Consider the following 25,632-nt stretch of genomic DNA (forward strand, 5'->3'; position numbering starts at 1 on the left):
ATTCGGCTAATGTTTTTTAGATTCCCAGCATCTACTGCTTTTACTGCGATTGATTTTTTCACTTCTATTTCAAGTTCCTTTAATAGTTAGTTAATTTTAGAATCCATTTTTAAAGCTCCTTATTTAGTTTATTTTTATTTTTATTTTCATATTGTTTACTGCTTTATTTTTTTCTTATGCCTAATGCCAATTTATAAACAAACAATTGATTTCCATCAAATGATATAGGGATAAGCTGTTTTTTTCCTTTGGTATACCAAACTGTTTCGCTTAGCGCTATTAACACCCTAAACCTCTTGAAATCGATATATAGGCACTTAATTAGACCTTCAGATGCCTTGTGATCATATCTCGTTATCATATAACACTCCTACCACTAAAAACTTTCCTTAATATATTTTATGAGATCATCTATTGTTTGCTTTGTTTCTTCAGTTCTAAGTTTGATAATTTCTTTTAGTTCTGGTTGTTTTCTTTGTGTCCACTTTAAACCTTCTATTTGTTGGCTCGCAAAAGTTATTAATTCCATTAATTTTTCATCCAATTGAAATACACCTTACCTCTATCTTTAATTTTTCACCTTTATACTGTTAACAATTATGTCATTTGTTGTATTGATCATTTGATTTCTATGTAACCTCAATACGAAGATGATATATAGACAACCACAGCCGGCTTCCAATTCATTTTGGCTACTTCTGCATCCACTTTTTCATTTATATGTTTCTCTTGGTCATCGGTTAGCTTTACTCCAAAGCCAAGTGTCATACCAGCAATTTCATTCCATAGTTTTTCTTTTAATTCATCTTCATCTTGAGTACGGTACCACACACGACCATCGGCATCATCAATTACATATTCATCAATTATAATTTTAGAAGCCTTCCCCATTGTATAAGAGTATTCAGATCCCTCGCTGGGATACATAAGTACTAATTCTCTTCCTGGGTTTTCTTCGATCACCTTCAATAGTTCTTGATTTTTAGTCACCTGATCACTCTCCAATGTTTTATTTTATTCATCATAAAACATACAAAACGATAAGTGAGAAAAAAACACGAACAAAACTCAAACAAAAGAAAAAGGTAATGTTCAAATTCAGCTTAATAAGAAATTAAGATTCTTCAGAAACATTGGAGGCCTATATGAACAGCAATCAAAAAGAGTTATTAAAAAGTTTTATTGGTTCAATGAATCTCCCTAAAGATTTAGCCATAGAATTATCAGAAGCAGATTACGATTATGAATTGTATCAAGAGAAAATATTAGAAAGGCAAAATGCATTTATCGATTACTTGGCGGAGAAGCTAAACAGAACTAGATTCGAACTCGAAAAAGAATTCTATCAGCAATATTGATTATACTAAGCAACACATAGCTATAAATCACATTAAGCAAAAAATAAAAAAGCATATGGGATTCCCATTGCTTTTTTATTTCTTCAAAATCTTTTTATCTAGTTTTAAAACTGTTTATAAAATCTTCTCCGCGATTTTCAGTATCATTAATTACTTTCACGGATTCACTGATTCTAGTGGCAATGGCCTTTTGGCTCTTACCTGAAAAATCGTATAAAAGAGATGAGTATACCTCATTTAGTTCGCCCTGCAATGCATCTACTTTCAGTTTAGTCTTAAGGTCGTTTTTTATTAATTCCAATTTAGAATTAACGCTTTCCCTTACCCCAACCTTAAGCATTTGTTGCTGCAATCTTTTTCTCATCGGATCATCTTTTTGTTCAAGAAGTTTATCCAAGGTCATTAGTAAGCTCCCCTATCTTCTTAACCAGTTTGCTAGCAGATTGTCCTTTTCTTCGAATTTATTGGCGATTTCATTCAAAAATGAACCAATATCGTCTAGATCTCGAATAGCATTATTCAATGCATCTATGTAGGTCTGTTCTGTTTGAACATCATAGAAAATTGGCCCTTTATCCAAAGATAATGCAATCTCTTCTAATGCATTGTTAACATCCTGTTCGTTAAGCAAGTCATAAAATCCGTGTCCAACTTGCCCATATAAATCCCCTTTTAATTCAGATATTTTTTCATCGTGTTCCTGATATGCATTTTCAGCTTCTTTCTTTATTTTTTGAAGGTCTTCTACCATATGTTGAACCTTTTCAGACAATTTTCTTGCGCTGCTAGGGGTTACTTTTATTGCTTCGCTCCCACCCACAACTGCTGCCGGCAATATTGCATCCAAATTTTTAACATAAATCAGATCATCTCCATTTATGCTGGCAATGTTCCCGTCATTATCAAAGGCAAAGTTCTTTTTGCTTATCATATGGGTATCAGGATTCCTAAAAACAGTTGTGAGCAGAAAATAAGCTGTGTTTTTCCCAATCACAGAACTGGGTCTCCCACTCATTCTTTCCTCCCGCATTGCACGCGCTATGGAAGGATCTTTTGTGAAAATCGTCGTTCCGTTATGTCTTTCGTACTCGTACCACCAGCCGGCCCCTACCATATCATCTGGATTAATAAAGGAGCGGATATATGGCTCATATACTCCGTTGTTGATTTCTTTTTGTTTTTCTTTACTGTGAAGTTTAACTATGGAGGGATTATTAAAGGCAACTGCATATATATCATTATTGACAGCACTGTATTCCGCTTCAGCACCTCCAAGCGAGTGACCTGTTGCAGAAATAACTGTAGAGGTTCCTTGATATTTCTTTTTGATTTTGTTCACAAGTTGATCAGCTTGGTCAAACTGTGATGTCTTGGTTATCAATTTATATTTTCCTGTAGCAAGCATTGCTTCTTGAGATGGAGTTCCAACGTATTTGGTGAGAGTTTTAGAGGGGTCTTTGGTGTTTTTTTCAACGATATAATTTATTCCTGTCTTGGGATTAAGGCCAAGCACTACATTACCAGCATCAGCTTTAATAACATCTTGCCTTAGTTGATTTACGGGATCTGTCCCGGCAAATGCAATAATAACGTTTTTGGGAGATTTAGTTTTTACCCACTCCCCTTTTGAATTTTTGATTCCCTGAGAAACTACCACAGCATCTAGTCCGGTATCAAAGTCTCTTTTAACCTCTTCAACAAACCAACTAGAATTTTGATCCGTTTTAATAGGTTTACCGGATTTCAAAAGTCTATCTAACCGCTCTCTGTTGTAAGATTCCCGACTAAGTGTATAATAGGTTTTATCTGGTACTTTAGGAACTTTTATCTTATCACTCATACACATCACCTTTTTATTTTTAAAAAATGGATAAGAAAGGGCTGGTTTTGATTGAGCAAGAAAAAGAACGTCAACAAGTACATAATTATCCTTTTTTTAATAATTATAGCAGTTGGAGGGTTGTTTATGAAGTATGAACACGATCAAAAAGAAAAAGAACTAGCCTTATTCAAAGAAGCCCGAAATCATATGGAGCATTTTCTGAAGACTAACTTTGTTGTTGACAGTATTGGATTTTCTGATGATTATTTTATTGACCCCCTGGGCGGAGTTACTGTTAAAGGCCATACTGATGGCAAGCAGGAATTTGAAGGCTTATATGATCCGGACAATAAAGAAATTCTTTCCTACACAGTAGATGCCGAACCCAAGGAAGAGTGCAAAGATAAGCTCTGTACGAGATAATTCAGCTCAATTAAACTACTGAACAAATCAAATATAAAACCGCTTCTGAATTGTTTCAGAGCGGTTTCTTTGTTTATTATCAATTATTTATTTACGAATAATCTCACTTATTTTTCTTAATTTTTCATCATTTTCAACACTAAGTGCAGCTGTGTCAATTATCACATTAGACTTTTTGTGTTGCCCTTCAATACCCATATATACCTGAGCAATGCTATTATCAGAGTTGTAGAATGATATCCCTTCGAATGTAACTCCTTCAATAGGTTCTCCATCCCATTCTTTATAGAACAATTCCTCCCAGGCCTTTTCGAAATACAGTTTCATATTTTTTTCAATGTCTTTAGCATTTTCCACAAGTAAAGAAATTTCTTCTTCTAATTCATTCTCAAAATAAATTGTAAATGTCATACCGGCCAACACGTTTTCTAATTTGATCGCTTGTGAATCCATTTTTCTTTTTTACAACTCCTTTTTTTCTATTAAATACATCATAATTCTAAATTCAAACAGAATGTAAAAAAACAAAAAAGGAAAGTGTATTTGTCTTTTTCTACTTTCCTTCACCAAAATCAATCAATATAAAAAACCTCTTTAAGCAGATGAGCAGTCCGCAAGAGGTTTTTGTTTTGCACCTTTTTCTGAGGAGATGAATAAGCACAGTTATTATATTACTTTATCGAACGAATATCCAATTGTCATAAAACTGTTTTCGTAAAACTTTTTATTTTTTCCACTAATAGAAAAAATAAATGGTATTATATCGAAAATCAAAAAAAGGAGCGCGAATCATATGTTTGACGCAGATAGAGAATTAGATATATATGTTCCTGAACAAACTCTAGACCCATTAGCTCATTTTCCTAAAGAATGTGTTTGCGGAGGAAAAATTTGGCCTATTTATGATGATAACCCGCATTACGGCAGCTTCTGTAATAAATGCGGTTAATACAATAAAAGCAAAGAACTCTATTTAATTTTGGAGTTCTTTTTATCAGTTGTTTCTGTAAATGACAAAATTGATCTAACCTGTTTTTCAAACTGCCACAATCCCCTTAGCAAATCGATAAGGATTTAATTTTGCAGGATTAGGGTTCTTCCCTATATCCAGACGAACACTCTTTCCTTTGTTAATTGTTCCGATTACTTTGCATATGTGTCCGTTGAACTTGACCAAATCATTCGGTTGATAGAAATAACGTTGATGACGAATGATTCTCATCCCTTTAAGCACTTTCTTGCCACGATAACATCGAAGATTCTCGGTGTTTTTGTTTTTGTTTCTTGTTTTACGACCATTGCTTAATTCTGTTGCCGGAGCTTGCTTCCCCGTTCTTATGTCAATGTACTTAGCATCCCTAAACCTTTCTAAAGAACGATTATTGCGCCGAACTTGAGTAAAGGTTAATGGGGTGCAACGTTCCTGGTTTAACCCTCCAGCTACGATAAAAGCATCATTGTGTGGTGTTTTATCCAATCCTAATTTGTTTCTCTTTGCTTTTGTTTTAAACCCGTATGTAATGCTTGAAAATCCATACTGTTCTATCAATTGATTCTCAATTTCTTGAAAAGTTGAGTTTTTAATCTTTTGCACGTTAAAGTTTGTAATTTCAACAATCACATTTTTTATTGGTAAGATACGTTTCATTTTTTCAATAAATCGAATATGACTATCTAATTTGTGTTGAAGCGAAGGCCCTAACCATCCTTCTCTTCTCTTTCTATTTTCAAACCTGGGTTTTCTATAACGAAGATGGTTACGTCTCATTCTACGATATAAGCGTCGTTCTTCTAACCGATTTTTGATTCCTTGAAGAAGTTTTACTTCTCCACAGATAATTTCTTTATCTTTTGATATTACCGAAAATCCAACAATCGAATAATCTGAATCAATCCCTAAAGTAAAAGGCTGAGTATATTCAGGGGTTTCATATTGCAACTGTATGGTAAAAGGCTTCGTTGTAATAGCTTTGGCCTTTCCACTTTTTAATAATTTCCTAGCTTTTGCAGGATTCGTAGGATTCAATGGGTTCCCATTCTTAGAGACCACATAAACCAAATAAATCAATCCTCTCGGATAACTTAACTCACCATAAAGGTGGTAGGTCCACATCGCCAATGTTCAAATAGGTTTTCAGCAACAGCACTTCTCCTGCCAATCAGAGATGTTTAACCATTGCCCGCAGTGCAAGGAACTTGTGGAGCATTCCTGGGTGCCTATATATTCTAGATGAACGTAGTTCTCACTGAGGCTAAACAACTGACTTGTAGTTTCCTATAAGCCGCTACAACAAAGAGTAGCTGGCGGTTGCCCATTTTACACTCAATGATAATAACACAAAAAAAGATATAAAAAAATAGCAGCCGTTTATAACAGCTGCATCTTGTCTGTAATATTAGTTCATTTCTTCATAAAACCCTCTTTGAAGTTCTTCTGCATATTCATCAAATGTTTTATCCAACACTTCGAATAACTCATCAACTTGCTCTTTTGTAAGCACAAAAGTACAAATTCCGGAACCGACTCCTAACCCTTTGAATGTTGGTGTAGAAATGATTAAGTTTGTTTTTTTAGTTGCAATATTTCTTGGTAGATCGGAAATGAAGTAGATAGTACTTTTTAATCCGAGATCGTTGTGATCTTCTTTTAAACTTAAAAGAGTTTCATATTTTATCATCATTATTCAGTCCTTTGCTGCTTTTATGTAGCATCTATTTACTATTATATATGAACATTTATTTTTGCTTGAAAAAAATTAAAAAGACAGCACTTATGATACTGTCTTAACTCTTGTATTTAGCTAGTTATGTTGTAATATTAATCCCATCTATCATTTTCACCTAATACCCAATACAACGCCGCAATCATTGATTGCTTTTCCTCTGTCATTGATTTGAAAACGTCTTGAGGAATATTTTTATTCCTAAATGCCTCAAGAATTCGAGTTTTATCGCCTTCTAGAGTTTCAATTTCATTCCTAATTTCTTTTTCAGTTTTCACTGGTTAATCACCTTTTTCAGTATGTATTATGTATGATCAATCAACTTTCACTTAGTAATCAGAATTTTATTTCATCCACTTTCATAAAGTATGCCTCAGCAATTCACACGATTTCTTCTAAATCCATTTTATCAACACCCTGCGCAAATTAGCCAATCAAGAATTGTAATATTAACACAAAAAAGGCACTGAATGAACTTGCAACAGAGCAACAGTACAAATATATTACTTTGGCAAATGTTAACCTAGAATCTTTTTTTCTTTTTACATATAAGTAATTAGCGACAATTGTGGTTACCCAACTCACAGCAAAAACAATATAACTCAAAAAGCTTAGAATAATCCCAAAACTCATATATTAGTTCCCTCTCAAGTTTATTATTGCTCTAAATTTTTTGGAATTTCTAATCGTATTAGATCATCTTCGTAAGAAACGGACCAATAGTCTAATCTGTTTCTGATTTTTTGATGGAAAAGATATTCGATTTTATGTTTGTCGGAAATTTCTTTCCATAATTCATTTAATATTTGCGTGAAATGAACATTTTGTCTATTCAAGATAAATTTATCCCTAACCAAGACAGAGTGAAATAACACAAAAATTGTGTCCCTTGTGAATTCCATTGGTACCATTTCATTCATCCAAAACCCACTTCTTTCATTTTGTTACTAAGTAAGATTTATAAAAATAACTCAATACTACTTAGTTCGTCTTTTTATTTCACTTTTTACTAGGTTTCCCTTGAAAGATAAAGCCAGATAATTTTTTTTATTGGTCTTACCTTCCAGCCAGAAAAAACCCACTAAGCTATTGAGTTTAGTCAAGCTTAGTTCTTTTAACCATTTTTCAAATGCCTCAACTTCTTCCTGGGTATCTAAAGGCTTCATCAATTCATTCATACACCTTCTCCTCCTTTTTGCTTTCTTCAACCATTTTAGACTCACTTTAACTTCAAACGGAAAAAAAGCAAAAAAAAGCAGCTTTTAAATGGCTGCCTTGTGTATGTATTAATCATCTGTCTCGCTAATAAAATGAAAGCAATTTATTTTAATCAACTCTTTAAACTTCTTCTTAGATGTTCGATGGGAAAAGGTTCTTTTCTTTTTGTTATCCGTCAAATAGTCATACGATGAGAACTCAAACACGTTTTTTCTAGTGAAGGTAAATTCCTCACCATATGTCACCCCTGCGTAGGCAACATAATATTTTTTCCCAAACTGAAATTCAGGGATCCCATACTTTTTTGATTTGATTTTAACTCTCATACATTTTCCCCCTTCTCCAACTATTTTTTGTTCACTTTAAATATAACAATGAGTTGTGAACCTCCCCACCTAAATGGGTATGCACCCATTATAGATGGGGCATCTTCTCGGGTAATCGAACCTAACGGTTCGAAATGGACCGAGCTATAGCCTGGGTTCCGACGGCTTATGATATATATATAATTAGGCTGCTACAATGTTTTGTAGGAGTCTTTTTCCTTCTTCTTGTATATTGATTGCTGCATTATGATCTCGATCCATAATGTTACCGCAGCCGCATTCAAATAAACGTTCAGAAAGGGGAAGGTTTTCTTTAACCTCGCCGCATTTAGAACATTTTTTAGATGATGGAAACCATTTATCGATTTTGATAAGCTGTTTTCCTTGGTCCTCGAGTTTGTATGCTAAGAATGTAGTAAACATACCCCATCCGTTGTCGGCAACACTTTTGCCGAAGTTAAGGGCTTTAGACATTGATTGCATATTGAGATCTTCGATCACAATGCAATCGAATGTATTAGCCAACTCTCTAGATTTTTTGTGTAAATAATCTCGTCTTTGATTTGCAATCTTTTCTTGAAGTTTGCTTACTTTAAGGCGTTGTTTGTCCCAACGGGAGCTGCCTTTTTTACGACGAGATAATTTACGTTGTTCTTTTTTTAGTTTTTCTAACGACGCTCTGTAGAAACGAGGATAATTGGCTTTTTCACCTTCGCTTGTTACGAACAAATTTGTCATTGAGAAATCTAAGCCAAGAACATTTTCAAGAGACACCTCCGGTGTCTCTGTAATGTATTCCGTCAAAATAGAAATATAAAATTTACCTGTGGCTGTTTTTGAAACAGTCACAGACTTAATGGTATGATCTTTCGGAATTTGTCTGTGCTGTCTTAATTTAATCATTGTTTTGATTTTAGGTAACTTGATATGGCCGTTTTCTAAGAAAATATTTCCGTTCACAACGTTAGTTGTAAATGTTTGCTTATGTTTTTTAGATTTGAACTTAGGAAACTTAGCATTACCTTTAAAAAAAGCTTGATAAGCTTTTTTTAAGTTCATTTGCGCGTTTGCTAAAGTGAGACTATCCACTTCTTTTAGGAAAGGGAAGTCGGGTTTATACTTCGCCGGTGTAGGTTCTTTTATTTTTTTAAGCGTTTCTTTATCGTTTTTATAAGTTTTATATGTATCTTTTCGTTCGGCTAACATTTTGTTATAGACAAATCGAACACAACCGAAGGTTTTAGCGAACATTGAAGCTTGTTCTGCCGTTGGAACCAATCTAAATTTATAAGCTTTATTTTTCTTAACTTGAACCATATTCGTCACCTCCTCAAAACAAATGTTCTGTTCTCATTTTATAGAAGGTTACTAAAACATTGCAACAAGACAGCTTGAAGAAAATAAAAAAAGCGATTCATCCCCTCCTAAATCAGAGATTATAGAAGGGGAATTCTCGCCGACAATTGTTAAAAGCATCCTTACTGTTCATATAATAAATCCTATAAAGTTATTTTTGCGAAAAAGATTTTTTTCTGTGCTATAGATATGATTGGAATGTAAGTAAGAAGAGGAATACAAACGTAAAGTTGCTGCCCCCTTGAATAACAAGCTAAAGCCCTGTTCACAGAAAAAAATATATAGAAAACCAATTCATTTTTCCATAAATAAAAGACAGCTTCAGCTGTCTTTTATAAACTTCTATAATAGTTCCAAATTAAATAATCCAATAATCTAGGATTGATGTTTTTATAATTTTCGAATAAAACGGCAGATGTTTTTTCAAGTAAATCTTGAGCCTCTTCTAACGAGATTTTTCGTTGAAGACATTCCTCAAGAAAGCCGATGATCATTCTATCAGGTTTAATCAGTTCTTTATCGCCGGCCAGCATATAAAAATACACCAGGGAGATCCCGCTCTTTTGACCGCGAATATCTCTTATATCTTTTTCAAACTCTTCATTTCCGATAACTTTTTTGAGGCCTTGGAAATAATTAACTTTGTATCTCTGTAACACTTTACAAAACTGATAAACAGCTTGTGATTTTAAGATCCCATTTGTTGGTGAAGTTCTCTGTTTGTTTTTGAAAATCTCTGTTGTATAAAATTCATCACCTAATTCTTCAAACGAACGAACAAATTCATCAATTGATATTTGAACTTTAATACTGGGATGTTCTTCGCTTTCTCTTAAAGGGTTAATACCAAAATAAGAGCTATATCGTTTCACTGTGTTTCTTACACTTTCATATTTGACGCCAATTGAAAAAACTGAGTCGATCACACAAAGAGGAAGACTGGAATAAAAGTATTCAGAAGGTAATTTTCCTTTAGAAATATCAACTACTTCCTCGATTTTTTTAGCTACTTTAACTTCATCTGTTTCTATTAATGTTTTCATAATATTCAACCTCATTTCCCTGTTCTGTATACGATCTTAATCAATCTTCCATATTATACATTATTTTGGGTATATAATCCAAACTATTTAAAAGGGTGTTAATTAACAATTGACCGTCAGCTCTTTTTGCTTCTATTTGCTTTCCCACTTTATTCTTTTTCCTCTTATGTTAAGCCTTCTTCTAATAACCTTCGATGCATCTTGAAGACTATATAGCAACAGATTATGATAGTATACTTCCTTTTCTTCTTCGAAAATTTTCAAATCGAATGTTCCGTCAGCTTCAAAAGAATGAGCGGTATACTTTTCATTGATTCGCGCAATATATTTCCCCAATGAAAACCCCTCCTTTTCAATCATTATAACGCAATATTGCATAAATACATTTCATTAAAGTAAAGTAAAAAGCCCTATCTTCACAGAATGGGGCTTTTTGATATGTATTAATTTTCTTTTGTTAGAATTTCCGCGCGCAATATTACTTCATCCAAGTTTTTAACTGGCTTGCCGCTTAATGTGGCCTTGTAACAATCCAATAACCATTTAAAACCACTTTTTAATTTTTCGTTTTCTTCTTTTAAATTTTTCATTAATTCTTGATCTTCTTTCATTATTTTCTCCCTTTCTCAAAATCTTGATATTATTTATTATTTTTTCTTCATTTCGATACGCGTGCCCCTAGCAGCAAAAATCATCTCTAGCGTCTTCTTGCCCTTTAATGTAATATTTGCTTAATAATTCAGCTAAGTTAGTAGCTTGCCTCCAATTGTTTCTATGAGTGATGAATTTTTTTTCGTAATCTGTATTATCATAAATAGCCACAAAATTTTTCTTTTCTTTTTTTACCAAGAATCTTCCGAACCACATTTCCATTCTATTCATTCCTATCGCGCATATTATGTTACGATTCATCTTTAAATTTCACCTAACTCTATTATCAACAAAAAAAATCAAAAATTATTTATCATCCTCGAACATACTGTCAATCCAAAAAAATCTTCCGTTATCTATTTCTAAGCGATAAGCCGGCGCAACGTTTTCGTTAACTATGCTTATGATTTTTGTTTTTTCACCTTGATATTGTTCCATAACTCTATCAACACTGTACCCTTTGTGACCTCCTATAGGTATAGGGCTTAGTATTGTTATATAGTCTCCAATTTCCCTTTTTAGCATTCTAATCTTCCTTCCTTTTTTGATCAACAGTCTTTATTATTATGAAGTAGTGGAATATTACAAATCTATCTCTACTTCACTTTCATCTTTTTTAGAGTATTGATAAACCACATCACAAGTTTCTTTAACCATTCTAGCTAAAGTTTCTTGATCTATTTTAAGAATATCTTTCAATACACTTCCGCTAATTTCCCCAATAAGGTACATTCCAAAGACTTCGTGAGACTGCATTTTTTCGAGGTCAATTTGACCTGAATTCATACTAATCTTCATCAGTTCCTTGCTTCCTCCGATAATCATAAAGTTCACTCCTGACAAGTAAGTCTTCTGTTTTTCTAATCGAAAATAATAGGTTCATCTGTGGCGTTATACCAACTATATTCGTAAATTTTGCAATCACAGGGGCTAACTCCGAACTTCTCCGCCATTTCCGCTGCGGAGATTTGTATTTCTTGAGGAGAGTAATCTTTTTTTCCTATTACCTCACCATAGTCGTTTTTCTCATATAGAATAATATCTATTCCCCACCGATAGTTGTTTGTATTTCCTTCCGAGTATTCTTTGACGGGTACATAATAATGAGAATTGGGCTCATAATAAAAATAGTAGGTTTCATTTTTATCCTGATCTACTTCGTCAGCTGGTCCCAAAATTGAACGGAAATATTTATATGCTTCATTATATCCTTTTCCTCTTAACCAAGGAATCTCGACTCTCAATACCTTTTTGGTTTCATTGCAGCTCATTAAAAACTCCCTTCGTTTTTCTATATACATTATATATAGTATTTGAATCTAAAATGAAAAAAGAACTCAATAGTTGAGTTCTTCAAAATCTATATGTATTAGTTAGTCTCTTTCAAATCCGATTAAATCTGATACTCCTAAATTCCCGTTATTGCAGTCTTATTTCTGTATTTCTGAGTAATGACTCACTCATATTATTCTTTCTTAGTTAAAACTAATCGGATTAGCTTGAAAAAAATCCATCTTGTAATCTTCGACATTTCCTAAATCGTTTCTCACTTTTAAAAAACCGAATGGATTAACATCTACAATCTTATATCCTTTCCCTACCGTGAAACCAAACTTCTTAGCACCAGAGTTTGCAAAAACAGTATCTCCTCTGCTAACAAAGTTCTGGTTAAATAAACTTAAATCATCATTAACTTGATTAAAAAATAGTTTCATAATATCAATCTCCTTTTCATCAACTAAATGTATACTTTTCTAGCACTTCTCTACTAAAATTTTAAGTCGCATTTTTTAAAATTGATGAAAAAAAGAAAAAAGTTGTTTTGTATAATGTTTACACAAAAGCACAAAAAAACTCACCAACCAAGATGAGTTTTTTATTTTCTATTTCGAAGTTAACATATAGCTTTGTCTACAACTGTTTGAGAAAACGGCCGTTATTATATATTTATAAAACAAAGATTATTAGTGTTCTTCAACATCATTATAGTTCAATCCTTCAGTAATGCACATACACTTCCTACAAGCCTTACCTTTCCAAGAAAATCCTTCGCCATAATGAGAATCCTCAATGACCACTTCCTCGCTCTCGTTACTGCAATAACAGGTTCTCCACTTGCCACTGCGCCAATTTTCCTCCATTTCTTCTTGCGTTTCGTATATCATCGGAATACAAACATCTGATGTTCCGTTATACTCAAACCAGTATTTTTTATCATCGCTTTTAAATGTAACAGTTCCACTCGAATGACTCATTTTCACATCACCTTTTGTTGCGAAGTTTACGTCTTTTCTTCATCAAACAGTTAGTCCATTGATTTAAAGAATATAAGAAAGATTCTAATAATATTAGTTTTGATTTGAGAAAAAAACCAAGCATAAATCCAAAGTAAGTTAGGATTTTTTTGAACTAGTATATTCTTCAAGTTGTTTACTTCCACCTACCAGTTCGAATCTTTTTAAGATGAATTGATCTACTTCATTCCTGGTGATTCCTTTATATTCGTTTATATCACTATAAAGCTGCATTTTCTGGACCGCCTCTATGTATTGAGGGTACTTGTTCGAGATGACTTTAATTATAGTTTCCCAGTGTCCGGCAAATTCACAATCATAGAACGTATTATCTGAAGTATCCACTACACCAAGTCCGGTGGTTCCATATCCTTGTTTCTTGTATTTAAATTCAAGTTCTTTGTACCGTTCAGTTTCGTAAATATATGATAAAAGAAATTTGCAATCTTTTTTCCATTCCTTTAGAGTAATTGCTTCAAGATTTTGTTCCTCTACTAACCGATGCAACAATTCTTCTAACTCATCATCTGTCATTTCTCTTAAATATGCATTTCGAGCAAGTTGTGTTGCTTTAGTTATTTCTTTTTCTTTCAAATCGCTCACATATTGACTTAGGGCTAATCTAACTAATTGCAATGGGTCATAGTTAAAATTCATTTTCTCTGCATTGTTTAAATTCATTTCCTCTGACTTATTCAATATGGGTCCCCCGTTTACATTTGATTTTTACCTCAACTAACAAACCTAACTATTACCAACCTTCAAAATCGTGATCATTCATAATATCTGTTAATGCCTCATCTACTTCTTCTGTCAATCCATAATCAGCAAGTGACTCTAGGTATTCATCACGCAAAAGCAATTTCAACATATTCCCTCCTTAATCTATTCTATATACTAATTCATCATAAGGTTCATTGGGACAAAAAATAAAAAAAGGCGTTCGATTATCTTAACCGACGCCTTTATAATTTATGATGCCTAAATAGATATCGTTACCTCTCCTCCATCTTTCAACAAAAAATTAATTGATTCATCTATGATTTTTTGGGGGTCTAAGTAAGAAACACCTTACTTCTTTTTGTCGTTAAACGTTGTATTCTTACTATTTATTATCCAATATATTTGAGGTTATTTCGTTTTTCAATACTATTTCCATATCAGTTAAAGTATCTTGTTTCGCTTCGATAATTTTAAGCGAGTTCTCATCTGTAATATGTTTTTTCAAGGAATCTAATTCGTTGTATTTAGCATTATAAATTTCAACAACGCGTGGATTTTATCGTTCATCATTGGTACCTCCGTTTTTTATTTATCGTTGTTAATCACTTCAGCATTTTTTAACCATTTTTTGAAGCTGCCAATAAACTCGCCTGTTATTTTGTTAGAGGATGGCGTTTTATAAAAAACCATAAAACCTTCTTGTCTAAGAAAAATTCGTTTTCTCTTTCCTTTTTGTAAAACAGTTCCTTCTTTTAGAAAAGCTATATCAGTTAATTCCATTAATTATTCTCCTCACTAATCATTTCTGATTTACTCTAAGGCACGTTTAAATATAAATGATCCACAAACAAATCTCTCTCAAATATTTTCCATTCAAATAACCAATTAATTTTTTAGTTGCTCTTGTTTTAAAACTTGGGCTAAAATTGGAGCCACTTTTTCACAAAATACTCTGCATTGATAATCTTCTTGATTTACCACAAATTCCTCGTACCAAGGTTCATCAGAAAAGACGCCACTTTTAATCCCTGTTTTGAATTGATTGTGATAAATATCATAAAAGTTCCTAATCGTCAAAGCTTCACAAGAAAATGACTCAATTTCATCCCACAATTCCCGAGCATCTTCTTTATCTAATTCTCTATTTAGCCTTGCTGATAGAAGCACTTTTTTCATATTGATAGCTGTTTTTTCAGTATCAATGTACTCTCTGTACTTAACATCTTCTAATTTGTCATATAAATAATCAGAGTTCTTACTAAAAGTGTTAATTAGATATTGGATGAAATCATCACCAGGAGAATTCCATCTAAAAGTATAAGTTTCGCCGCCATAGAGACGCGCAATAAAACTATTATTTTTCTCATCAACTAACAATTCACAAAAATCGTGACCGTTAGTAAACACTTTATCCAATTTAACGTTAAAGCTTTTTAAAGTACGAGTTTCAATTTCAGTTACGCCTTGAATCATCCTTATCCTCTCCTTCATTATTTCACTCTTTTTCATTGTGCTTATAAATCTTTTAATAAACTCTCGGTCTTATCTATTAAGTTGGTAAGTTCAGATGCCTTTCTTTCAAATTTCTCAGCGCTATCAATGTTGTTTTTCAATATCATATAAGCAACCGCAACAATATCAGGTGGCAAGTATCCTTGATCTTTTAATTTTTCTTCTATTGCTAATGCTTCTTCTTTATATCCTTCTTCTTGATATTGATTCATTGTCTTCCCTCCATTTTCAAGTTCTCCCTAATATGTTAGTACAAGATGTAGAATTAATGGAGAAAAAATAAAAAAGCAGCTAGATTTATCTAGATGCTTTACTTTTTTATATTATGAAATGATTAAACCCTTAAACTGCTTTTAGACTTGGTGAAACTATCTTCTTTCATCTTCTCAGTTAGAGTAGCTTTTGTATTAAAATGTAGCAAATAGTTTTTATTTATATTTAGTTATGTAATTTCATTTAAGTTTTCGTATTTAGCAAGCTCGCCAATTACTGTTTCCATTTCAGCAATAGACATTTCATTGAAATTTGGTGCATATCCTAAGACCTTAGCTAAAAACCAACGTTTTTCTTTCAGGTTATTAAAACCTAATCGTTTAAATTCTTTGGATAATTTTCTTCTCAATATAGGGAAATAACCTAGTGTAGTGTATACGATCAATTAATTTTCCTCCTGAAAAATCTGTTATTTCTTTACGTCATTAGAATTCAAGTTGTTTTAATTACCTCGTTCCCACCTCTATCTTCATTTCCTAACCGTTCAACTTTCATCAATTCAACGGTCGTCATTATTCTTCATAAGTCTGAACTGACAAGAACCAGCGATAACATATTTCTCATATTCTTTTGAAAGTAGCTGCTCTATCTTTTGTTTGATGTTTTTTCTTCTTCTGCAATTTCTATTATTTCATTTGATATGTTTTGCTATCACTACAATATTTTCAAACTCATCCAGTTCCTTAATATATTGCTTAATTGCTAATTCACCTTCAAACATCACTTGTTGGACTCCAAGTTTTTCTTTTTCCATATGCTCCTTAACTTCATCAGTCATCATTAGATCGAATGTTGTTGTAAAACTTATTTTTTCCTCAACTTCTTCTTTGGTTTTTATAGGGAATATTAATTTCTGCATAATATTCTATAAATTCTAGATTGCTCATTTCTGGCGGATACCATTTCGCCACACCAGTATCATCCAAGATATAAGCTACTTCCACTTGTTTACCGTCTGAAACTAGATAATCCTTGTTTAGTTTTGGAGGAATATCGGGATTGTATTTTTTCCATTCGATCACTTTCAACCCTCCTTTTTAATCACTTATCAAAAAATCAACACAATATTCACATTTAATTTCTTTTTTTGTGCGTACCAAAGGAATATCAGAAGAAAATAAAGCCCTCTTTGCATTTCTATATGTATTTGGATAATTTCTTTTGTTTTCAGCTGGAGAATAGACCCAAATCTTATATTCTCTCGCTTCATCTTCTGGCTTATTATCATATCCACTATCAGCCCAAATTTGGTGTATAGCTTCAGAAATTTTATTTTCATCAGTAGAAACTAAATAATCTTCATAAAATTCGTTATATACAAAATAAATTTCAGTTACAGTTAAGTTATCTAAAATCATTATTTTAGATAATCTCTTTACTTCTTTTAAAGCCTCATACACGTTATCAAATTTTTTCATTTTTCCCCTCGCCAAACGTAATTATTTTCGTTGTTTACACCAAAACCCTATTTATTTTCTTGTTCTTCCGGATAACTAATTGAAATTGCATCTGGAAATGATCTCGAGGCTTTAAAAAACCCATCATTATTATTTTCTGCGTCTTCAACAGTCACCCAGGTGTTATACCCAGCATTTTTAAATCGCACATAATATCTATAGCTTTTCATTGTATCCACCATTCCTTTTTAAGATCAGATTTTTTCTTCAATGTTTACTCCGTTGCAAAGAGGGCATTGATCATCTGAATCATCACCATTCCATAAATAATTGCAATCTCCACATTCCCAACGAGTGATTCTTTCTATTCCTTTGATATTGATTTCATTGCAATTCGGACATTCAAAATCTGTTTCATCACCATTCCAATTACAATTGCAATCCTCGCACTCCCATCTAATCACGTAGGTATCCTCCTCAGAAATTCATTTTACTTATATATTCTACATTTAAATCTTAATTAGTGAGAAAAAAAGAATTAATCATCACTTCTAGTGCATATCCGGATTATAATCAAAAAAGTTAGAATACTCATTCCTGAGACTAAATGGAGAAATCGGAGGGATTATTATGGTTAATTACAAAAAAGAAAAAATTACTTTTGCTCGAAAGTTAGGTAAATTTGCGGGAAACCTTTTTAACAAGCGCGTAAACAAAGTAGCCGGAAGACATTCATCTTCTATAAGACAAAATAAAAATTCTAATAATAAAAAATAAGCACTGAAAAGAAACCACTACGCGTGGGTTGATTTTTTGCTTTTTAAGATCTAAACTAGCGATTCATCCCCCTAAAATCATAGATTATAGAAGGGGAATTCTCGCCGATAATTGTTAAAACTATTTAAACAAAAAAGAAACAAGCTTATGCCTGTTTCTTTTTTTCATCAACTTCATTCCAAAGTTTAATCATCTCGCTAGCGTATTGAGTTTCCCTACCGGTCCATCCATATAGCACAGCACCTCTATATATGTTTTGTGGGATAACCACGTTATCATAACCAGCAGTTTGAACAGTAAATACATTTACTTTCGGATTCACTTTACTTCGGTACTCCTTAACCAACTTAAGAACGTCTATATAATAATCTTTGTATACGTAATCACTATATTGTCTAACGTCTTTTCCATATAATCCACCGTGGCCAGCTTGCATATCAGAATAAATGAAGATGTTATCCCAATGCTCTTTGTTTTTAATCGCGTTATCTAAGAACAACCAAACTCCATTCTCCGTTGAAAATCCAATACTATCTCTACGTTTGGTGAGTTCGGCCGATTTTTTCAGGGCCCCTTCTCGCTTAGAGATATCATAAACCTCCAGATTGTCTCCGAATATTCCAACATAACCTTCATCAGCATTTTGGGCAGTCATTATAGCAGACAGGTTGTTAATTTCAGCAACTGTCATTTTACCATATTCGCTATTGAATGTTCCCCAAGCACTACCTGAGTTATCAGAAAGGCTAATTGTTTTCCCTTCTAATTTTGGCAAATGCTCTCTCGCTAGGTCTATACATTCTTCGAGAGCATCCAAAATCATACGTCCGTGGTTGATGTTCCCGGAAATCTTCATACCGTTCAAATAACTACGGGGCCCTCCCATTTCCGCCTCTACTGCTTTAAAAGCGCTGAAGTATCGGAATGGAAATTGTTTTCCCTTGCTTACGCCGGCTTTCAACTCTTCCAGAAGCTCTTTGCATAAGTTGATATCATCAATTTCCTCAAAGATACCTCTTAGATTGCGTAGCAATGCCATATGAGGAAGTTTTGTTGTTGCTAGAATTTCTCTCCAAGACTTTCCTTCCGAACGAAGACGATTCCACGTCATATCCTCATCTTCTATTTCCACATTTCCTTGTGACATTAATTCATTGATTAATTTACTGTTAGCGTGAGAAATACGTACCGTATCAATCATACCGATATTCGTATTCTTATATTTCGCAATTTCATAAGCAGTGGATTTTTCTAAACGATCTTTCCAAGAACGTTTCAAAAGTGAAGGTAATCCCTTTTTAGATCCTTTATTATATAACCAGTAAGTCGCTTGAGCAGATGGTTCATCAGCACGTCTCATTACCCGTTGATTGATTTCATTAAATTTCCCTGGGTTCTTTTCAGTAAACGATGCCCTTTCCGGATGCATAGCTGCTCGAACCATAATAATTTGAGGATTTAATCTCATCCAGAAGGATGTTCGAAGTTCAGCTGCCCATTTAAGTGTTTCTTCAAAATCAAACGATAATGCTTCATCAATTACCTTTTCCATTACTTCGCTTGTTTTCATCCCTTTATAGGATTCATCTAGAAGGACAAAATCTTTCTCTACTAAAGAATGGAGATAGTATCTGCCGTCTCTCGCATTTCTTTGTTGGAACTCTCCGTGTCTATAATATTGGGGCTCTCCAAAAATAGAACTCGTTGTCACCATTTTAAGAGTTGTTAACGGATCTACTTTAAAACTGGTACCACCCATATAGTTAGTGGTAGATCCTAATTGTTTTTGTTGACGTTTTTCTTTCACAACTTTAGACATTTTCATAGTAAAGTTCCCCCTCGAAAGATAAATTAAGACACAAAAAAAGATGCAATTCCAAAAACAAAACACTCACGCTTATTCTATAGACGATGAAATTAGATGTGAAAATGTTCTGTTTTTGATTTACATCTCTGTGAAAATTCTAGTAATAATATGCTGAAAATACCCAACCAGACTAGGATCAAGACCATTACTAGAAAAAACATTTATCCATAGGCTTTTACCCTATTCCACTGTTCAACTATACTTACATTGCTCAGCTGCTTCATATCTTCTACTATTATTGAAATAAAAACATATGCGAGAATCTTATAAACAGTAACGAAAATAAGCCAACGCTTATTGCTTGTTTTGTCCCATCAACAATATAGAAGTAACTGTTTACCCGCTTCGCATATAATAAATGGAATAATTCATACATCTTTCCCGAGAATAATAAGAGCAGTATAAGTAGTCTGCCTTACATTCGTAAGACATTTAGTTGTAACTCGCTATTTTTTTGAAGTAACTGCTATTCCGCTTCGAGAAAGATTGTTTTAATTTTTCAATAAGGGCTTGAGTAAACCAAGAACAGTAAGGCAGGTTAAACCAAAAATACAAATCAAAATAAAAATTTTTAATATAAGTTTTTAGATGAAGTAACTGTTCTTTCGCTTCAAGCTTTAGTATTATATTCTTTATAGAAAAAAGAAAACAACCCTTCTAAAGATATAAAAAAACTTTTTGAACCCATCTTTAAAATTCACAGCAAACACGAAAAAAAGACCTGATTTTCATTCAGGTCTTCTAGCATCTATTTTTAGGTAATTGGATCTCAGTTTTCGCTAAGAATTTTGTTAATGATATAATAATAGGTATATTTTGAATTAACCTAAGTAAAGGGGATAACCATATGAGTATTGAAAATCGAAACATTGACTTATCAGTTAATTTACCTGTCAATAAATGCAGTTCTTGCAATCAAAAGTTCGTTCTAATTACAGTGAATGATTGTACAGAATTCGATGTTGACAATGTATCTTACCCACAATCAAAAGTTAAATACTGTCCATATTGTGGTAATGCACATTAGTGAATTTTAAATCCTTGTTAATCGAGGATTTTTTTATCTTTAATTAACTGTTTATTTTTGTCTTTCGATAATTTTCGTAAAAATTTATTTAAAGAAACATTTTATCTAAAAGTTTCCACTGCCAAACGTAAATGTGTTTTCCATATGCAATTTGACGAAATGCTTTGTATTTTTTCTTATTTTTCATAGCAAACAGCAATATTAACAAAAAATTAAACGGAGATTTTAAAGCTTTCATAACACACCCCAAAAATAAAACATATTCAAAATTATAAATTGTATTGTCCTTCATTGTGTTCTGAGATAACTTGGTTTTTGTAGGGTTCCTTAAGTCTACATTTTTCATCCAAAAACATAGGATAGTACCTAGGTAGATCAAGAGTGAACGTGCAGCCACCAACATTCTCATTTCTTTCATAACCTTTTGCTTCGACCCAGTAGTGACAGTTTTTGCATTTAAACATACAAATCTTCCTTCCGTGTTTTTTGTGCATTTTTAGGCTACGCCCTTTTCATAATAAGTTACAAAAAATGATGTTTGTAAAAAAAATAAAAGGCAGATGTTCAAAAACAACTACCTATGCTTTATAGAATAAACTATTTTAAATTTGTCTTTGCAATTCATAGGATCCTTGTTACCCTAATTTCTATCTCATCCTTGTCTTCCAACGTTAACATTTTCCCCTTAATCAGTTTCATCAAAGAAAAATCTAAACCAGTATTTTCAACATCCAAAGCCAATGGAGATCCTAATCCTTTCATATGCCGTATACAATCAGCAAGATCACCACAAAATACTTTGTCTTTCTTATCAATAACTTCAAATTTCATCTTTTAGCTCCTTACTTCATTTTTCAGAAAATCGATCCTTAAGTATTACATCTTCTTTTAGAACAAATCAATCTCCACACCAATCCCAAGCAATATTAGATCTTCTAAATTAACACTTTAAAATTTTAACGTTTCCTTTGCTTTCTCCACCAGAAATTCATCCGTTGAATATTCGATTGTCCAAGTAATAAAATCCTTTAATTCACGATTCTGATATCCATATTCATCACGTTCATCTGAAAGAGGCACAACTGATTCCCTAGAAGACTTAAGCTTTTTACTCAGAGTATCTACCCTTTTTATGAGCCAATCTTTTTGGTTTTTGATTTTTACTGTGTCAAACTTCGTATTTTCTTCGAGATACCGAAGCCATTCTGTATCATCTGTTTTTCTAATATCTTCTAAATTCATAAAAGCACCCCTTTACCGATTACAAATCTACTTCTGCTAATATTCATCTAGTCTTGTTTTTTACATCTTTGATCCAAGTTTCAGGCACCCAATAATCTTTGGTGTAAAGCCAATATTCATTTCCTTCGTATCCTGTTAGTTTGTTGACACCAGTACGCTTATCCATTATTTGATACCAAACATCTCCGACATATGCCATTTGTCCAATGTTACCTTCCATTTACTTTCACCTCGTAGAATTATTGTTTGTTTCATAATAGATTTTATATCAGATATATTATTTATTGAGAAAAAACAAAAAAGGTACCCAGAATAAACCGGCACCTTATATGCTTATATGTAAGTTAACCTTAATTAAGGCAGCGCTTAATTTTTATATTTATATCTTTGATTTTTCCTCTTACCCAATTAAGTTCTTTGAAACACAAAACGTCTTTTCCACACTCTAAGTGATTTGTTAATCGTTCTTTTTCTATTAACAACGATTCGATTGTTTTCATTTCTCCATCGCCTTTCCTTAAAATGACGTCGTTTACTTCATTGTTATATGTCTAATCCCATTTCTCTTGCTTTGTTCATCCATTCATTCGTTTGCTTATTTTCCGATAATCTTTTATCTTTTTTTATCAAAGTAAAAAGCTCTACCCATTCTTCTAAATCTGCTTTTAGTTTCACATTTTCTTTGATAGAATTAATTGCAAAATTAATAGCCATCAACTTGTCCCCGTCTGTTTTTTCACTCAATGTTTCCTTAAGTATACTTAACCAACCTACAGCACTATATGGTGACATCGCTTTACCCTCCCTTTTATTTTTTCGTATCTCTATAATCAGCAATTACCTCTCCGTCTTTATCAAAATATCTCGTTTCCCACCAGGGGTGGCAATTTCCGTTGTATCTCTTGTTTTCAGGATCAGTAAACTTTACGAAAATGTTGTTGCTCGAAGTAGATCCGGTGACTTTCCCCATCTTCCCATTCACTTCAACAGTCATTCCGTATTTCAACCAAGGCATATTTCTCCACTTTCTTACACTATCCAAAGAACGTATATAATACCCCACTCTTCTTCCTTCCTTTCCTTGTATTTCATATATCTTACATCATTAAAACGCAAGAATGGGAAAAACTAAAAAAGGCCCAGAAAACAAATCTGGTGCCCTATTATGTGTGTATTTTTCTAATATAAGAATCAACTTCTATTTCATCTTTTTTAATTTATTTGTTTGATATTACATTCTCAAACGGAGATTTTGGAAAACCTACTAAGTAGTATTTAGTGAAAGTTGTACCTAAACATTATATGTATCTTTGATCCACTTTTGTTTCGCATCTTCAGACTTAAAAAGTCTTCCATCATTTGCAAGAGAAATGATATGTTGTTTGTGATTTTTTCTTCTCTGACGCTTTTTCAAAGTCAGCCCCCCCTATTGGCAGCAATTCGTCTTAGCCTTATTATATATAAGCTCTCTACTTACCCGCAATTGTTCGCCATTAATGTAATTAATCTGGTCAGTATATGCTGTATACCTTCATTTTTTTCACTCCCCTACACCTCAAATTTTTGGTCCGTTCTTTACGTAAAATATATTTGTATTTGTTGCAGATATTTTTACTATGGCCAGTCCTTAATTATATTTAAAAGAATTTTCGATATACGAACTAAGACCAATCAATTTTTTCTCCATTTTCCGCACAATCTTTAAAGATGTCTTTCAAGTCCGAAAACATTGCACAATCCGACCTACCGGCATACCCATAGCAAATATCATCATCATAATCTTTTATCTTTTCATAAATCTGTTTTGCTTGATTTTGGTCAACCGATCCGTCGCAATCAGGCTGATAACAAAAGTTTGCAATTTCATCAGTTATTTTATTAGATTTAACCAGTTCCTCTGTCTTTTTATTATATTCTTTGAAAAAAGATTCTCTTTCATCCTTCATAAGAAACATCCCTCTATTTAATTCTTCATAATGTTTCCCAAACTCTAAGCTATAAAGTGTTGCTACTTTATTTCTAAATCGACCAAAGCCTCCATAACCCATATCTGCACTAAAGTTTTTAGATCTTATCGTAATTCCCACTAAAAGTCCTCCTTGAATTCAGTTTACTTTTTTCATCGAATGCAGCTCTTTAAATACATTCAATATTTGTCTTTAAATTATTCTCTTCCTTTTTATCAACAAACCCACAAAAGAATCACTTCCCTAAATATTAAATGTCTATATTAGTCTCACCGATAGCTTTATTGATTTTTTGTTCGATCTCTTCGATTTCATTTTTCATTTCTTCTGAATAGTTTTGTAAAAGTTTCTTTAGATTTCTCCAATATACACCATTCACTGGTTGATTATATACTTCTATATCTTCTAACCAATCTTCGAATTTTTCAAGTTGGCTTTTCTTCCAAATCAAACTCTCAACAGCTTTAATAGCTTCCATTGTTTCACCCACTCCTATATCATAAATTCAGTTTTTTGTTTCTTGTGATATGATTCGGAACATTTACTTATCAGCTATCCTATCTTCAATTAGGTCTAATATGATGTCACCTACTACTTCTTCAGTAGCATCTTTGAACTTTTTCAATTCTTCATTTTCACAAATGAGATCAGAACGTTCATTAGCACTCTCTCTGTATTCATCACTATATAAGGAAAGTTCTATACTTTGTTTTTTAGCAAGCTTTACTACTTCTAAAAGATTATTTGCATTCTTATGGCCAATCATCGATGCTGTTTTTCTAATGAATTTTTCTGCTTGTTGTATAATTTCAGTTTCTCTATTATCCAAAAAAATCGCTCCTAAATTTACTTATACACTTTGAACTCAGGGTGCTTGTCTATAATCCAGTTAATATCTGACCAATGTTCTTCTAAAAATACATCTTTATTCTTTTTGTGCCCGTTTTGTGATTTATGTTTCTCTTCTGATACAATAACGCTTCTCCCGCTCTTATATCTAATAAGCCAACCAGTATCCATTTTTCTTAAATCCTCATCAATAAGAACTCGAATGATATCTTTAGGTATGAAATCTAATGTTTCTTCATAATAGATTGCGTATGTATCTTGGAACGTTTCTAACTCAATTATTTCGATTATCTGTCCTTCTCTATAAACATAATCATTTATGACCGAGTCATAATTTTCTAGGACTATTCCTTCCATCAATTAATCGCATCCTTTGTTTGTTCTACATTAATTTTAAAACATTACTTATAGTAAAATGGAAAAAAATAATTCAAAGTCCGCTCTTTTTAAGAAAAACGCTATTTTGGTATTGATATTTGCTTTCTTGACCAGAATTATCGTGTTAATATCGAAAAACAGATATAGCATATGCTGCTTATCACGCCGTGCCGAAAATTACAACCGTTGAAATGTTTAGAGAGATGTAAAAAGACCTCTCTTACAGCGAAAGGTCTAAGTTCTAATATTTCTAACAAATGATTTTTAGTTCAGTGGTTAATAATTTGTATCTGTAGGAGCTCCGTTCTGAAATGCATACCAAACCCCCCACACTATTACCCCGAGTATTACAGCTGAAACAATACAAGCTACTGTCAATGCCAAGATTGATACCCCCTTATTTATT

47 protein-coding genes are annotated in these 25,632 nt (G+C 32.8%); 4 read left to right on the forward strand and 43 right to left on the reverse strand.

Annotation, left to right across the window (positions count from 1 at the left end):
- Nucleotides 1–376 precede the first annotated feature (376 nt).
- Entirely contained in the window at nucleotides 377–544 is a 168-nt protein-coding gene (locus AAGG74_RS15020) for a hypothetical protein (RefSeq protein WP_429676025.1), read from the reverse strand.
- A 95-nt stretch (nucleotides 545–639) separates the two neighbouring features.
- Nucleotides 640–990 (reverse strand): hypothetical protein, encoded by a 351-nt coding sequence (locus tag AAGG74_RS15025; protein WP_429676026.1) that lies wholly within the window; start codon nucleotides 988–990, stop codon nucleotides 640–642.
- A gap of 155 nt (nucleotides 991–1,145) precedes the next feature.
- On the opposite strand from AAGG74_RS15025, the gene AAGG74_RS15030 reads away from it, so the two are divergent.
- Nucleotides 1,146–1,358 carry a hypothetical protein gene (locus AAGG74_RS15030; protein WP_429676027.1) on the forward strand — a complete coding sequence of 71 codons (213 nt, stop codon included), beginning with the start codon at nucleotides 1,146–1,148 and terminating at the stop codon, nucleotides 1,356–1,358.
- 94 nt (nucleotides 1,359–1,452) lie between these two features.
- Here the strand turns inward: AAGG74_RS15030 and AAGG74_RS15035 are convergent, their stop codons facing one another.
- Both AAGG74_RS15035 and AAGG74_RS15040 read right to left on the reverse strand, forming a co-directional pair.
- The gene (locus AAGG74_RS15035; protein WP_429676028.1) at nucleotides 1,453–1,761 is read right to left on the reverse strand and encodes a hypothetical protein; all 309 of its coding nucleotides are present in this window, start codon (nucleotides 1,759–1,761) and stop codon (nucleotides 1,453–1,455) included.
- A gap of 12 nt (nucleotides 1,762–1,773) precedes the next feature.
- Nucleotides 1,774–3,198, reverse strand: a complete 1,425-nt coding sequence (locus AAGG74_RS15040; RefSeq protein ID WP_429676029.1) for a lipase — start codon at nucleotides 3,196–3,198, stop codon at nucleotides 1,774–1,776.
- Nucleotides 3,199–3,324: 126 nt separating this feature from the next.
- On the opposite strand from AAGG74_RS15040, the gene AAGG74_RS15045 reads away from it, so the two are divergent.
- Complete coding sequence (locus AAGG74_RS15045; protein ID WP_429676030.1) at nucleotides 3,325–3,603, forward strand: DUF1433 domain-containing protein; 279 nt, start codon at nucleotides 3,325–3,327, stop codon at nucleotides 3,601–3,603.
- An 87-nt stretch (nucleotides 3,604–3,690) separates the two neighbouring features.
- On the opposite strand, the gene AAGG74_RS15050 is transcribed toward AAGG74_RS15045, so the two are convergent.
- On the reverse strand, nucleotides 3,691–4,056 hold the full coding sequence (locus tag AAGG74_RS15050) for a hypothetical protein (protein ID WP_429676031.1): 366 nt from the start codon (nucleotides 4,054–4,056) through the stop codon (nucleotides 3,691–3,693).
- Between the two features lie 340 nt (nucleotides 4,057–4,396).
- Between AAGG74_RS15050 and AAGG74_RS15055 the strand changes: the two genes are divergently transcribed.
- Nucleotides 4,397–4,552 (forward strand): hypothetical protein, encoded by a 156-nt coding sequence (locus AAGG74_RS15055; RefSeq protein WP_429676032.1) that lies wholly within the window; start codon nucleotides 4,397–4,399, stop codon nucleotides 4,550–4,552.
- Between the two features lie 87 nt (nucleotides 4,553–4,639).
- Here AAGG74_RS15055 and iscB read toward each other — a convergent pair whose 3' ends face one another.
- From iscB to AAGG74_RS15180, 25 genes are all read right to left on the reverse strand, one after another.
- Nucleotides 4,640–5,716: an RNA-guided endonuclease IscB gene (iscB, locus tag AAGG74_RS15060; protein ID WP_429676033.1), complete on the reverse strand. Its 1,077-nt coding sequence runs from the start codon at nucleotides 5,714–5,716 to the stop codon at nucleotides 4,640–4,642.
- Between the two features lie 283 nt (nucleotides 5,717–5,999).
- Nucleotides 6,000–6,281, reverse strand: a complete 282-nt coding sequence (locus AAGG74_RS15065; RefSeq protein ID WP_429676034.1) for a hypothetical protein — start codon at nucleotides 6,279–6,281, stop codon at nucleotides 6,000–6,002.
- A 140-nt stretch (nucleotides 6,282–6,421) separates the two neighbouring features.
- Nucleotides 6,422–6,604, reverse strand: coding sequence for a hypothetical protein (locus AAGG74_RS15070; protein ID WP_429676035.1), 183 nt, complete (start codon nucleotides 6,602–6,604; stop codon nucleotides 6,422–6,424).
- Nucleotides 6,605–7,303: 699 nt separating this feature from the next.
- Nucleotides 7,304–7,504, reverse strand: a complete 201-nt coding sequence (locus tag AAGG74_RS15075) for a hypothetical protein (RefSeq protein ID WP_429676036.1) — start codon at nucleotides 7,502–7,504, stop codon at nucleotides 7,304–7,306.
- Nucleotides 7,505–7,612: 108 nt separating this feature from the next.
- On the reverse strand, nucleotides 7,613–7,870 hold the full coding sequence (locus tag AAGG74_RS15080; RefSeq protein ID WP_429676037.1) for a hypothetical protein: 258 nt from the start codon (nucleotides 7,868–7,870) through the stop codon (nucleotides 7,613–7,615).
- A gap of 183 nt (nucleotides 7,871–8,053) precedes the next feature.
- Nucleotides 8,054–9,187: an RNA-guided endonuclease InsQ/TnpB family protein gene (locus tag AAGG74_RS15085; RefSeq protein ID WP_429676038.1), complete on the reverse strand. Its 1,134-nt coding sequence runs from the start codon at nucleotides 9,185–9,187 to the stop codon at nucleotides 8,054–8,056.
- A gap of 371 nt (nucleotides 9,188–9,558) precedes the next feature.
- Complete coding sequence (locus tag AAGG74_RS15090) at nucleotides 9,559–10,269, reverse strand: hypothetical protein (protein WP_429676039.1); 711 nt, start codon at nucleotides 10,267–10,269, stop codon at nucleotides 9,559–9,561.
- Between the two features lie 132 nt (nucleotides 10,270–10,401).
- Entirely contained in the window at nucleotides 10,402–10,605 is a 204-nt protein-coding gene (locus AAGG74_RS15095) for a hypothetical protein (RefSeq protein ID WP_429676040.1), read from the reverse strand.
- Between the two features lie 107 nt (nucleotides 10,606–10,712).
- Complete coding sequence (locus AAGG74_RS15100) at nucleotides 10,713–10,880, reverse strand: hypothetical protein (protein WP_429676041.1); 168 nt, start codon at nucleotides 10,878–10,880, stop codon at nucleotides 10,713–10,715.
- A 67-nt stretch (nucleotides 10,881–10,947) separates the two neighbouring features.
- On the reverse strand, nucleotides 10,948–11,181 hold the full coding sequence (locus AAGG74_RS15105; RefSeq protein WP_429676042.1) for a hypothetical protein: 234 nt from the start codon (nucleotides 11,179–11,181) through the stop codon (nucleotides 10,948–10,950).
- Nucleotides 11,182–11,226: 45 nt separating this feature from the next.
- A complete protein-coding gene (locus tag AAGG74_RS15110; RefSeq protein ID WP_429676043.1) occupies nucleotides 11,227–11,445 on the reverse strand; it encodes a hypothetical protein in 219 nt (72 codons plus the stop codon).
- Between the two features lie 57 nt (nucleotides 11,446–11,502).
- On the reverse strand, nucleotides 11,503–11,745 hold the full coding sequence (locus tag AAGG74_RS15115; protein WP_429676044.1) for a hypothetical protein: 243 nt from the start codon (nucleotides 11,743–11,745) through the stop codon (nucleotides 11,503–11,505).
- 35 nt (nucleotides 11,746–11,780) lie between these two features.
- Nucleotides 11,781–12,191, reverse strand: coding sequence for a hypothetical protein (locus AAGG74_RS15120; RefSeq protein WP_429676045.1), 411 nt, complete (start codon nucleotides 12,189–12,191; stop codon nucleotides 11,781–11,783).
- Nucleotides 12,192–12,395: 204 nt separating this feature from the next.
- Nucleotides 12,396–12,635 (reverse strand): hypothetical protein, encoded by a 240-nt coding sequence (locus AAGG74_RS15125; protein ID WP_429676046.1) that lies wholly within the window; start codon nucleotides 12,633–12,635, stop codon nucleotides 12,396–12,398.
- Nucleotides 12,636–12,884: 249 nt separating this feature from the next.
- On the reverse strand, nucleotides 12,885–13,175 hold the full coding sequence (locus tag AAGG74_RS15130; protein WP_429676047.1) for a hypothetical protein: 291 nt from the start codon (nucleotides 13,173–13,175) through the stop codon (nucleotides 12,885–12,887).
- A 138-nt stretch (nucleotides 13,176–13,313) separates the two neighbouring features.
- Nucleotides 13,314–13,913 carry a hypothetical protein gene (locus tag AAGG74_RS15135; RefSeq protein WP_429676048.1) on the reverse strand — a complete coding sequence of 200 codons (600 nt, stop codon included), beginning with the start codon at nucleotides 13,911–13,913 and terminating at the stop codon, nucleotides 13,314–13,316.
- A gap of 609 nt (nucleotides 13,914–14,522) precedes the next feature.
- Nucleotides 14,523–14,717, reverse strand: a complete 195-nt coding sequence (locus AAGG74_RS15140; protein WP_429676049.1) for a hypothetical protein — start codon at nucleotides 14,715–14,717, stop codon at nucleotides 14,523–14,525.
- A 105-nt stretch (nucleotides 14,718–14,822) separates the two neighbouring features.
- On the reverse strand, nucleotides 14,823–15,410 hold the full coding sequence (locus tag AAGG74_RS15145; RefSeq protein ID WP_429676050.1) for a phiTE_072 family protein: 588 nt from the start codon (nucleotides 15,408–15,410) through the stop codon (nucleotides 14,823–14,825).
- Nucleotides 15,411–15,451: 41 nt separating this feature from the next.
- Nucleotides 15,452–15,661, reverse strand: a complete 210-nt coding sequence (locus AAGG74_RS15150; protein WP_429676051.1) for a hypothetical protein — start codon at nucleotides 15,659–15,661, stop codon at nucleotides 15,452–15,454.
- A 230-nt stretch (nucleotides 15,662–15,891) separates the two neighbouring features.
- Entirely contained in the window at nucleotides 15,892–16,107 is a 216-nt protein-coding gene (locus AAGG74_RS15155; protein ID WP_429676052.1) for a hypothetical protein, read from the reverse strand.
- Nucleotides 16,108–16,353: 246 nt separating this feature from the next.
- Nucleotides 16,354–16,581 (reverse strand): hypothetical protein, encoded by a 228-nt coding sequence (locus tag AAGG74_RS15160; RefSeq protein ID WP_429676053.1) that lies wholly within the window; start codon nucleotides 16,579–16,581, stop codon nucleotides 16,354–16,356.
- Nucleotides 16,538–16,744, reverse strand: a complete 207-nt coding sequence (locus AAGG74_RS15165) for a hypothetical protein (protein ID WP_429676054.1) — start codon at nucleotides 16,742–16,744, stop codon at nucleotides 16,538–16,540. Before AAGG74_RS15165 ends, AAGG74_RS15160 begins: the two co-directional genes overlap by 44 nt.
- A 15-nt stretch (nucleotides 16,745–16,759) precedes the next feature.
- Nucleotides 16,760–17,140: a hypothetical protein gene (locus AAGG74_RS15170; protein WP_429676055.1), complete on the reverse strand. Its 381-nt coding sequence runs from the start codon at nucleotides 17,138–17,140 to the stop codon at nucleotides 16,760–16,762.
- A gap of 47 nt (nucleotides 17,141–17,187) precedes the next feature.
- Complete coding sequence (locus AAGG74_RS15175) at nucleotides 17,188–17,349, reverse strand: hypothetical protein (RefSeq protein ID WP_429676056.1); 162 nt, start codon at nucleotides 17,347–17,349, stop codon at nucleotides 17,188–17,190.
- Nucleotides 17,350–17,373: 24 nt separating this feature from the next.
- Entirely contained in the window at nucleotides 17,374–17,583 is a 210-nt protein-coding gene (locus tag AAGG74_RS15180) for a hypothetical protein (RefSeq protein ID WP_429676057.1), read from the reverse strand.
- Nucleotides 17,584–17,749: 166 nt separating this feature from the next.
- On the opposite strand from AAGG74_RS15180, the gene AAGG74_RS15185 reads away from it, so the two are divergent.
- On the forward strand, nucleotides 17,750–17,896 hold the full coding sequence (locus AAGG74_RS15185; protein ID WP_429676058.1) for a hypothetical protein: 147 nt from the start codon (nucleotides 17,750–17,752) through the stop codon (nucleotides 17,894–17,896).
- A 145-nt stretch (nucleotides 17,897–18,041) separates the two neighbouring features.
- Here the strand turns inward: AAGG74_RS15185 and AAGG74_RS15190 are convergent, their stop codons facing one another.
- The 13 genes from AAGG74_RS15190 to AAGG74_RS15250 form a co-directional block, all read right to left on the reverse strand.
- Nucleotides 18,042–19,721, reverse strand: a complete 1,680-nt coding sequence (locus AAGG74_RS15190) for a hypothetical protein (RefSeq protein WP_429676059.1) — start codon at nucleotides 19,719–19,721, stop codon at nucleotides 18,042–18,044.
- A 1,157-nt stretch (nucleotides 19,722–20,878) separates the two neighbouring features.
- Nucleotides 20,879–21,208 carry a hypothetical protein gene (locus tag AAGG74_RS15195; protein WP_429676060.1) on the reverse strand — a complete coding sequence of 110 codons (330 nt, stop codon included), beginning with the start codon at nucleotides 21,206–21,208 and terminating at the stop codon, nucleotides 20,879–20,881.
- Between the two features lie 203 nt (nucleotides 21,209–21,411).
- Nucleotides 21,412–21,621, reverse strand: a complete 210-nt coding sequence (locus AAGG74_RS15200; RefSeq protein WP_429676061.1) for a hypothetical protein — start codon at nucleotides 21,619–21,621, stop codon at nucleotides 21,412–21,414.
- 117 nt (nucleotides 21,622–21,738) lie between these two features.
- The gene (locus tag AAGG74_RS15205) at nucleotides 21,739–22,032 is read right to left on the reverse strand and encodes a hypothetical protein (RefSeq protein ID WP_429676062.1); all 294 of its coding nucleotides are present in this window, start codon (nucleotides 22,030–22,032) and stop codon (nucleotides 21,739–21,741) included.
- A gap of 43 nt (nucleotides 22,033–22,075) precedes the next feature.
- Nucleotides 22,076–22,252, reverse strand: coding sequence for a hypothetical protein (locus tag AAGG74_RS15210; RefSeq protein ID WP_429676063.1), 177 nt, complete (start codon nucleotides 22,250–22,252; stop codon nucleotides 22,076–22,078).
- Between the two features lie 130 nt (nucleotides 22,253–22,382).
- Nucleotides 22,383–22,532 carry a hypothetical protein gene (locus AAGG74_RS15215; protein ID WP_429676064.1) on the reverse strand — a complete coding sequence of 50 codons (150 nt, stop codon included), beginning with the start codon at nucleotides 22,530–22,532 and terminating at the stop codon, nucleotides 22,383–22,385.
- A 43-nt stretch (nucleotides 22,533–22,575) separates the two neighbouring features.
- The gene (locus tag AAGG74_RS15220; protein WP_429676065.1) at nucleotides 22,576–22,824 is read right to left on the reverse strand and encodes a hypothetical protein; all 249 of its coding nucleotides are present in this window, start codon (nucleotides 22,822–22,824) and stop codon (nucleotides 22,576–22,578) included.
- 16 nt (nucleotides 22,825–22,840) lie between these two features.
- On the reverse strand, nucleotides 22,841–23,047 hold the full coding sequence (locus AAGG74_RS15225; protein WP_429676066.1) for a hypothetical protein: 207 nt from the start codon (nucleotides 23,045–23,047) through the stop codon (nucleotides 22,841–22,843).
- Between the two features lie 276 nt (nucleotides 23,048–23,323).
- Nucleotides 23,324–23,446: a hypothetical protein gene (locus tag AAGG74_RS15230; RefSeq protein WP_429676067.1), complete on the reverse strand. Its 123-nt coding sequence runs from the start codon at nucleotides 23,444–23,446 to the stop codon at nucleotides 23,324–23,326.
- A gap of 247 nt (nucleotides 23,447–23,693) precedes the next feature.
- Nucleotides 23,694–24,119, reverse strand: coding sequence for a hypothetical protein (locus AAGG74_RS15235; protein WP_429676068.1), 426 nt, complete (start codon nucleotides 24,117–24,119; stop codon nucleotides 23,694–23,696).
- A 130-nt stretch (nucleotides 24,120–24,249) separates the two neighbouring features.
- Nucleotides 24,250–24,477, reverse strand: a complete 228-nt coding sequence (locus tag AAGG74_RS15240) for a hypothetical protein (RefSeq protein WP_429676069.1) — start codon at nucleotides 24,475–24,477, stop codon at nucleotides 24,250–24,252.
- A 63-nt stretch (nucleotides 24,478–24,540) separates the two neighbouring features.
- Nucleotides 24,541–24,828 carry a hypothetical protein gene (locus AAGG74_RS15245; protein ID WP_429676070.1) on the reverse strand — a complete coding sequence of 96 codons (288 nt, stop codon included), beginning with the start codon at nucleotides 24,826–24,828 and terminating at the stop codon, nucleotides 24,541–24,543.
- A gap of 17 nt (nucleotides 24,829–24,845) precedes the next feature.
- Nucleotides 24,846–25,205, reverse strand: a complete 360-nt coding sequence (locus AAGG74_RS15250) for a hypothetical protein (RefSeq protein ID WP_429676071.1) — start codon at nucleotides 25,203–25,205, stop codon at nucleotides 24,846–24,848.
- Nucleotides 25,206–25,632: the final 427 nt, after the last annotated feature.

Origin of the sequence: Bacillus mexicanus (assembly GCF_050445615.1) — a bacterium.
Lineage (GTDB): Bacteria > Bacillota > Bacilli > Bacillales > Bacillaceae > Bacillus > Bacillus mexicanus.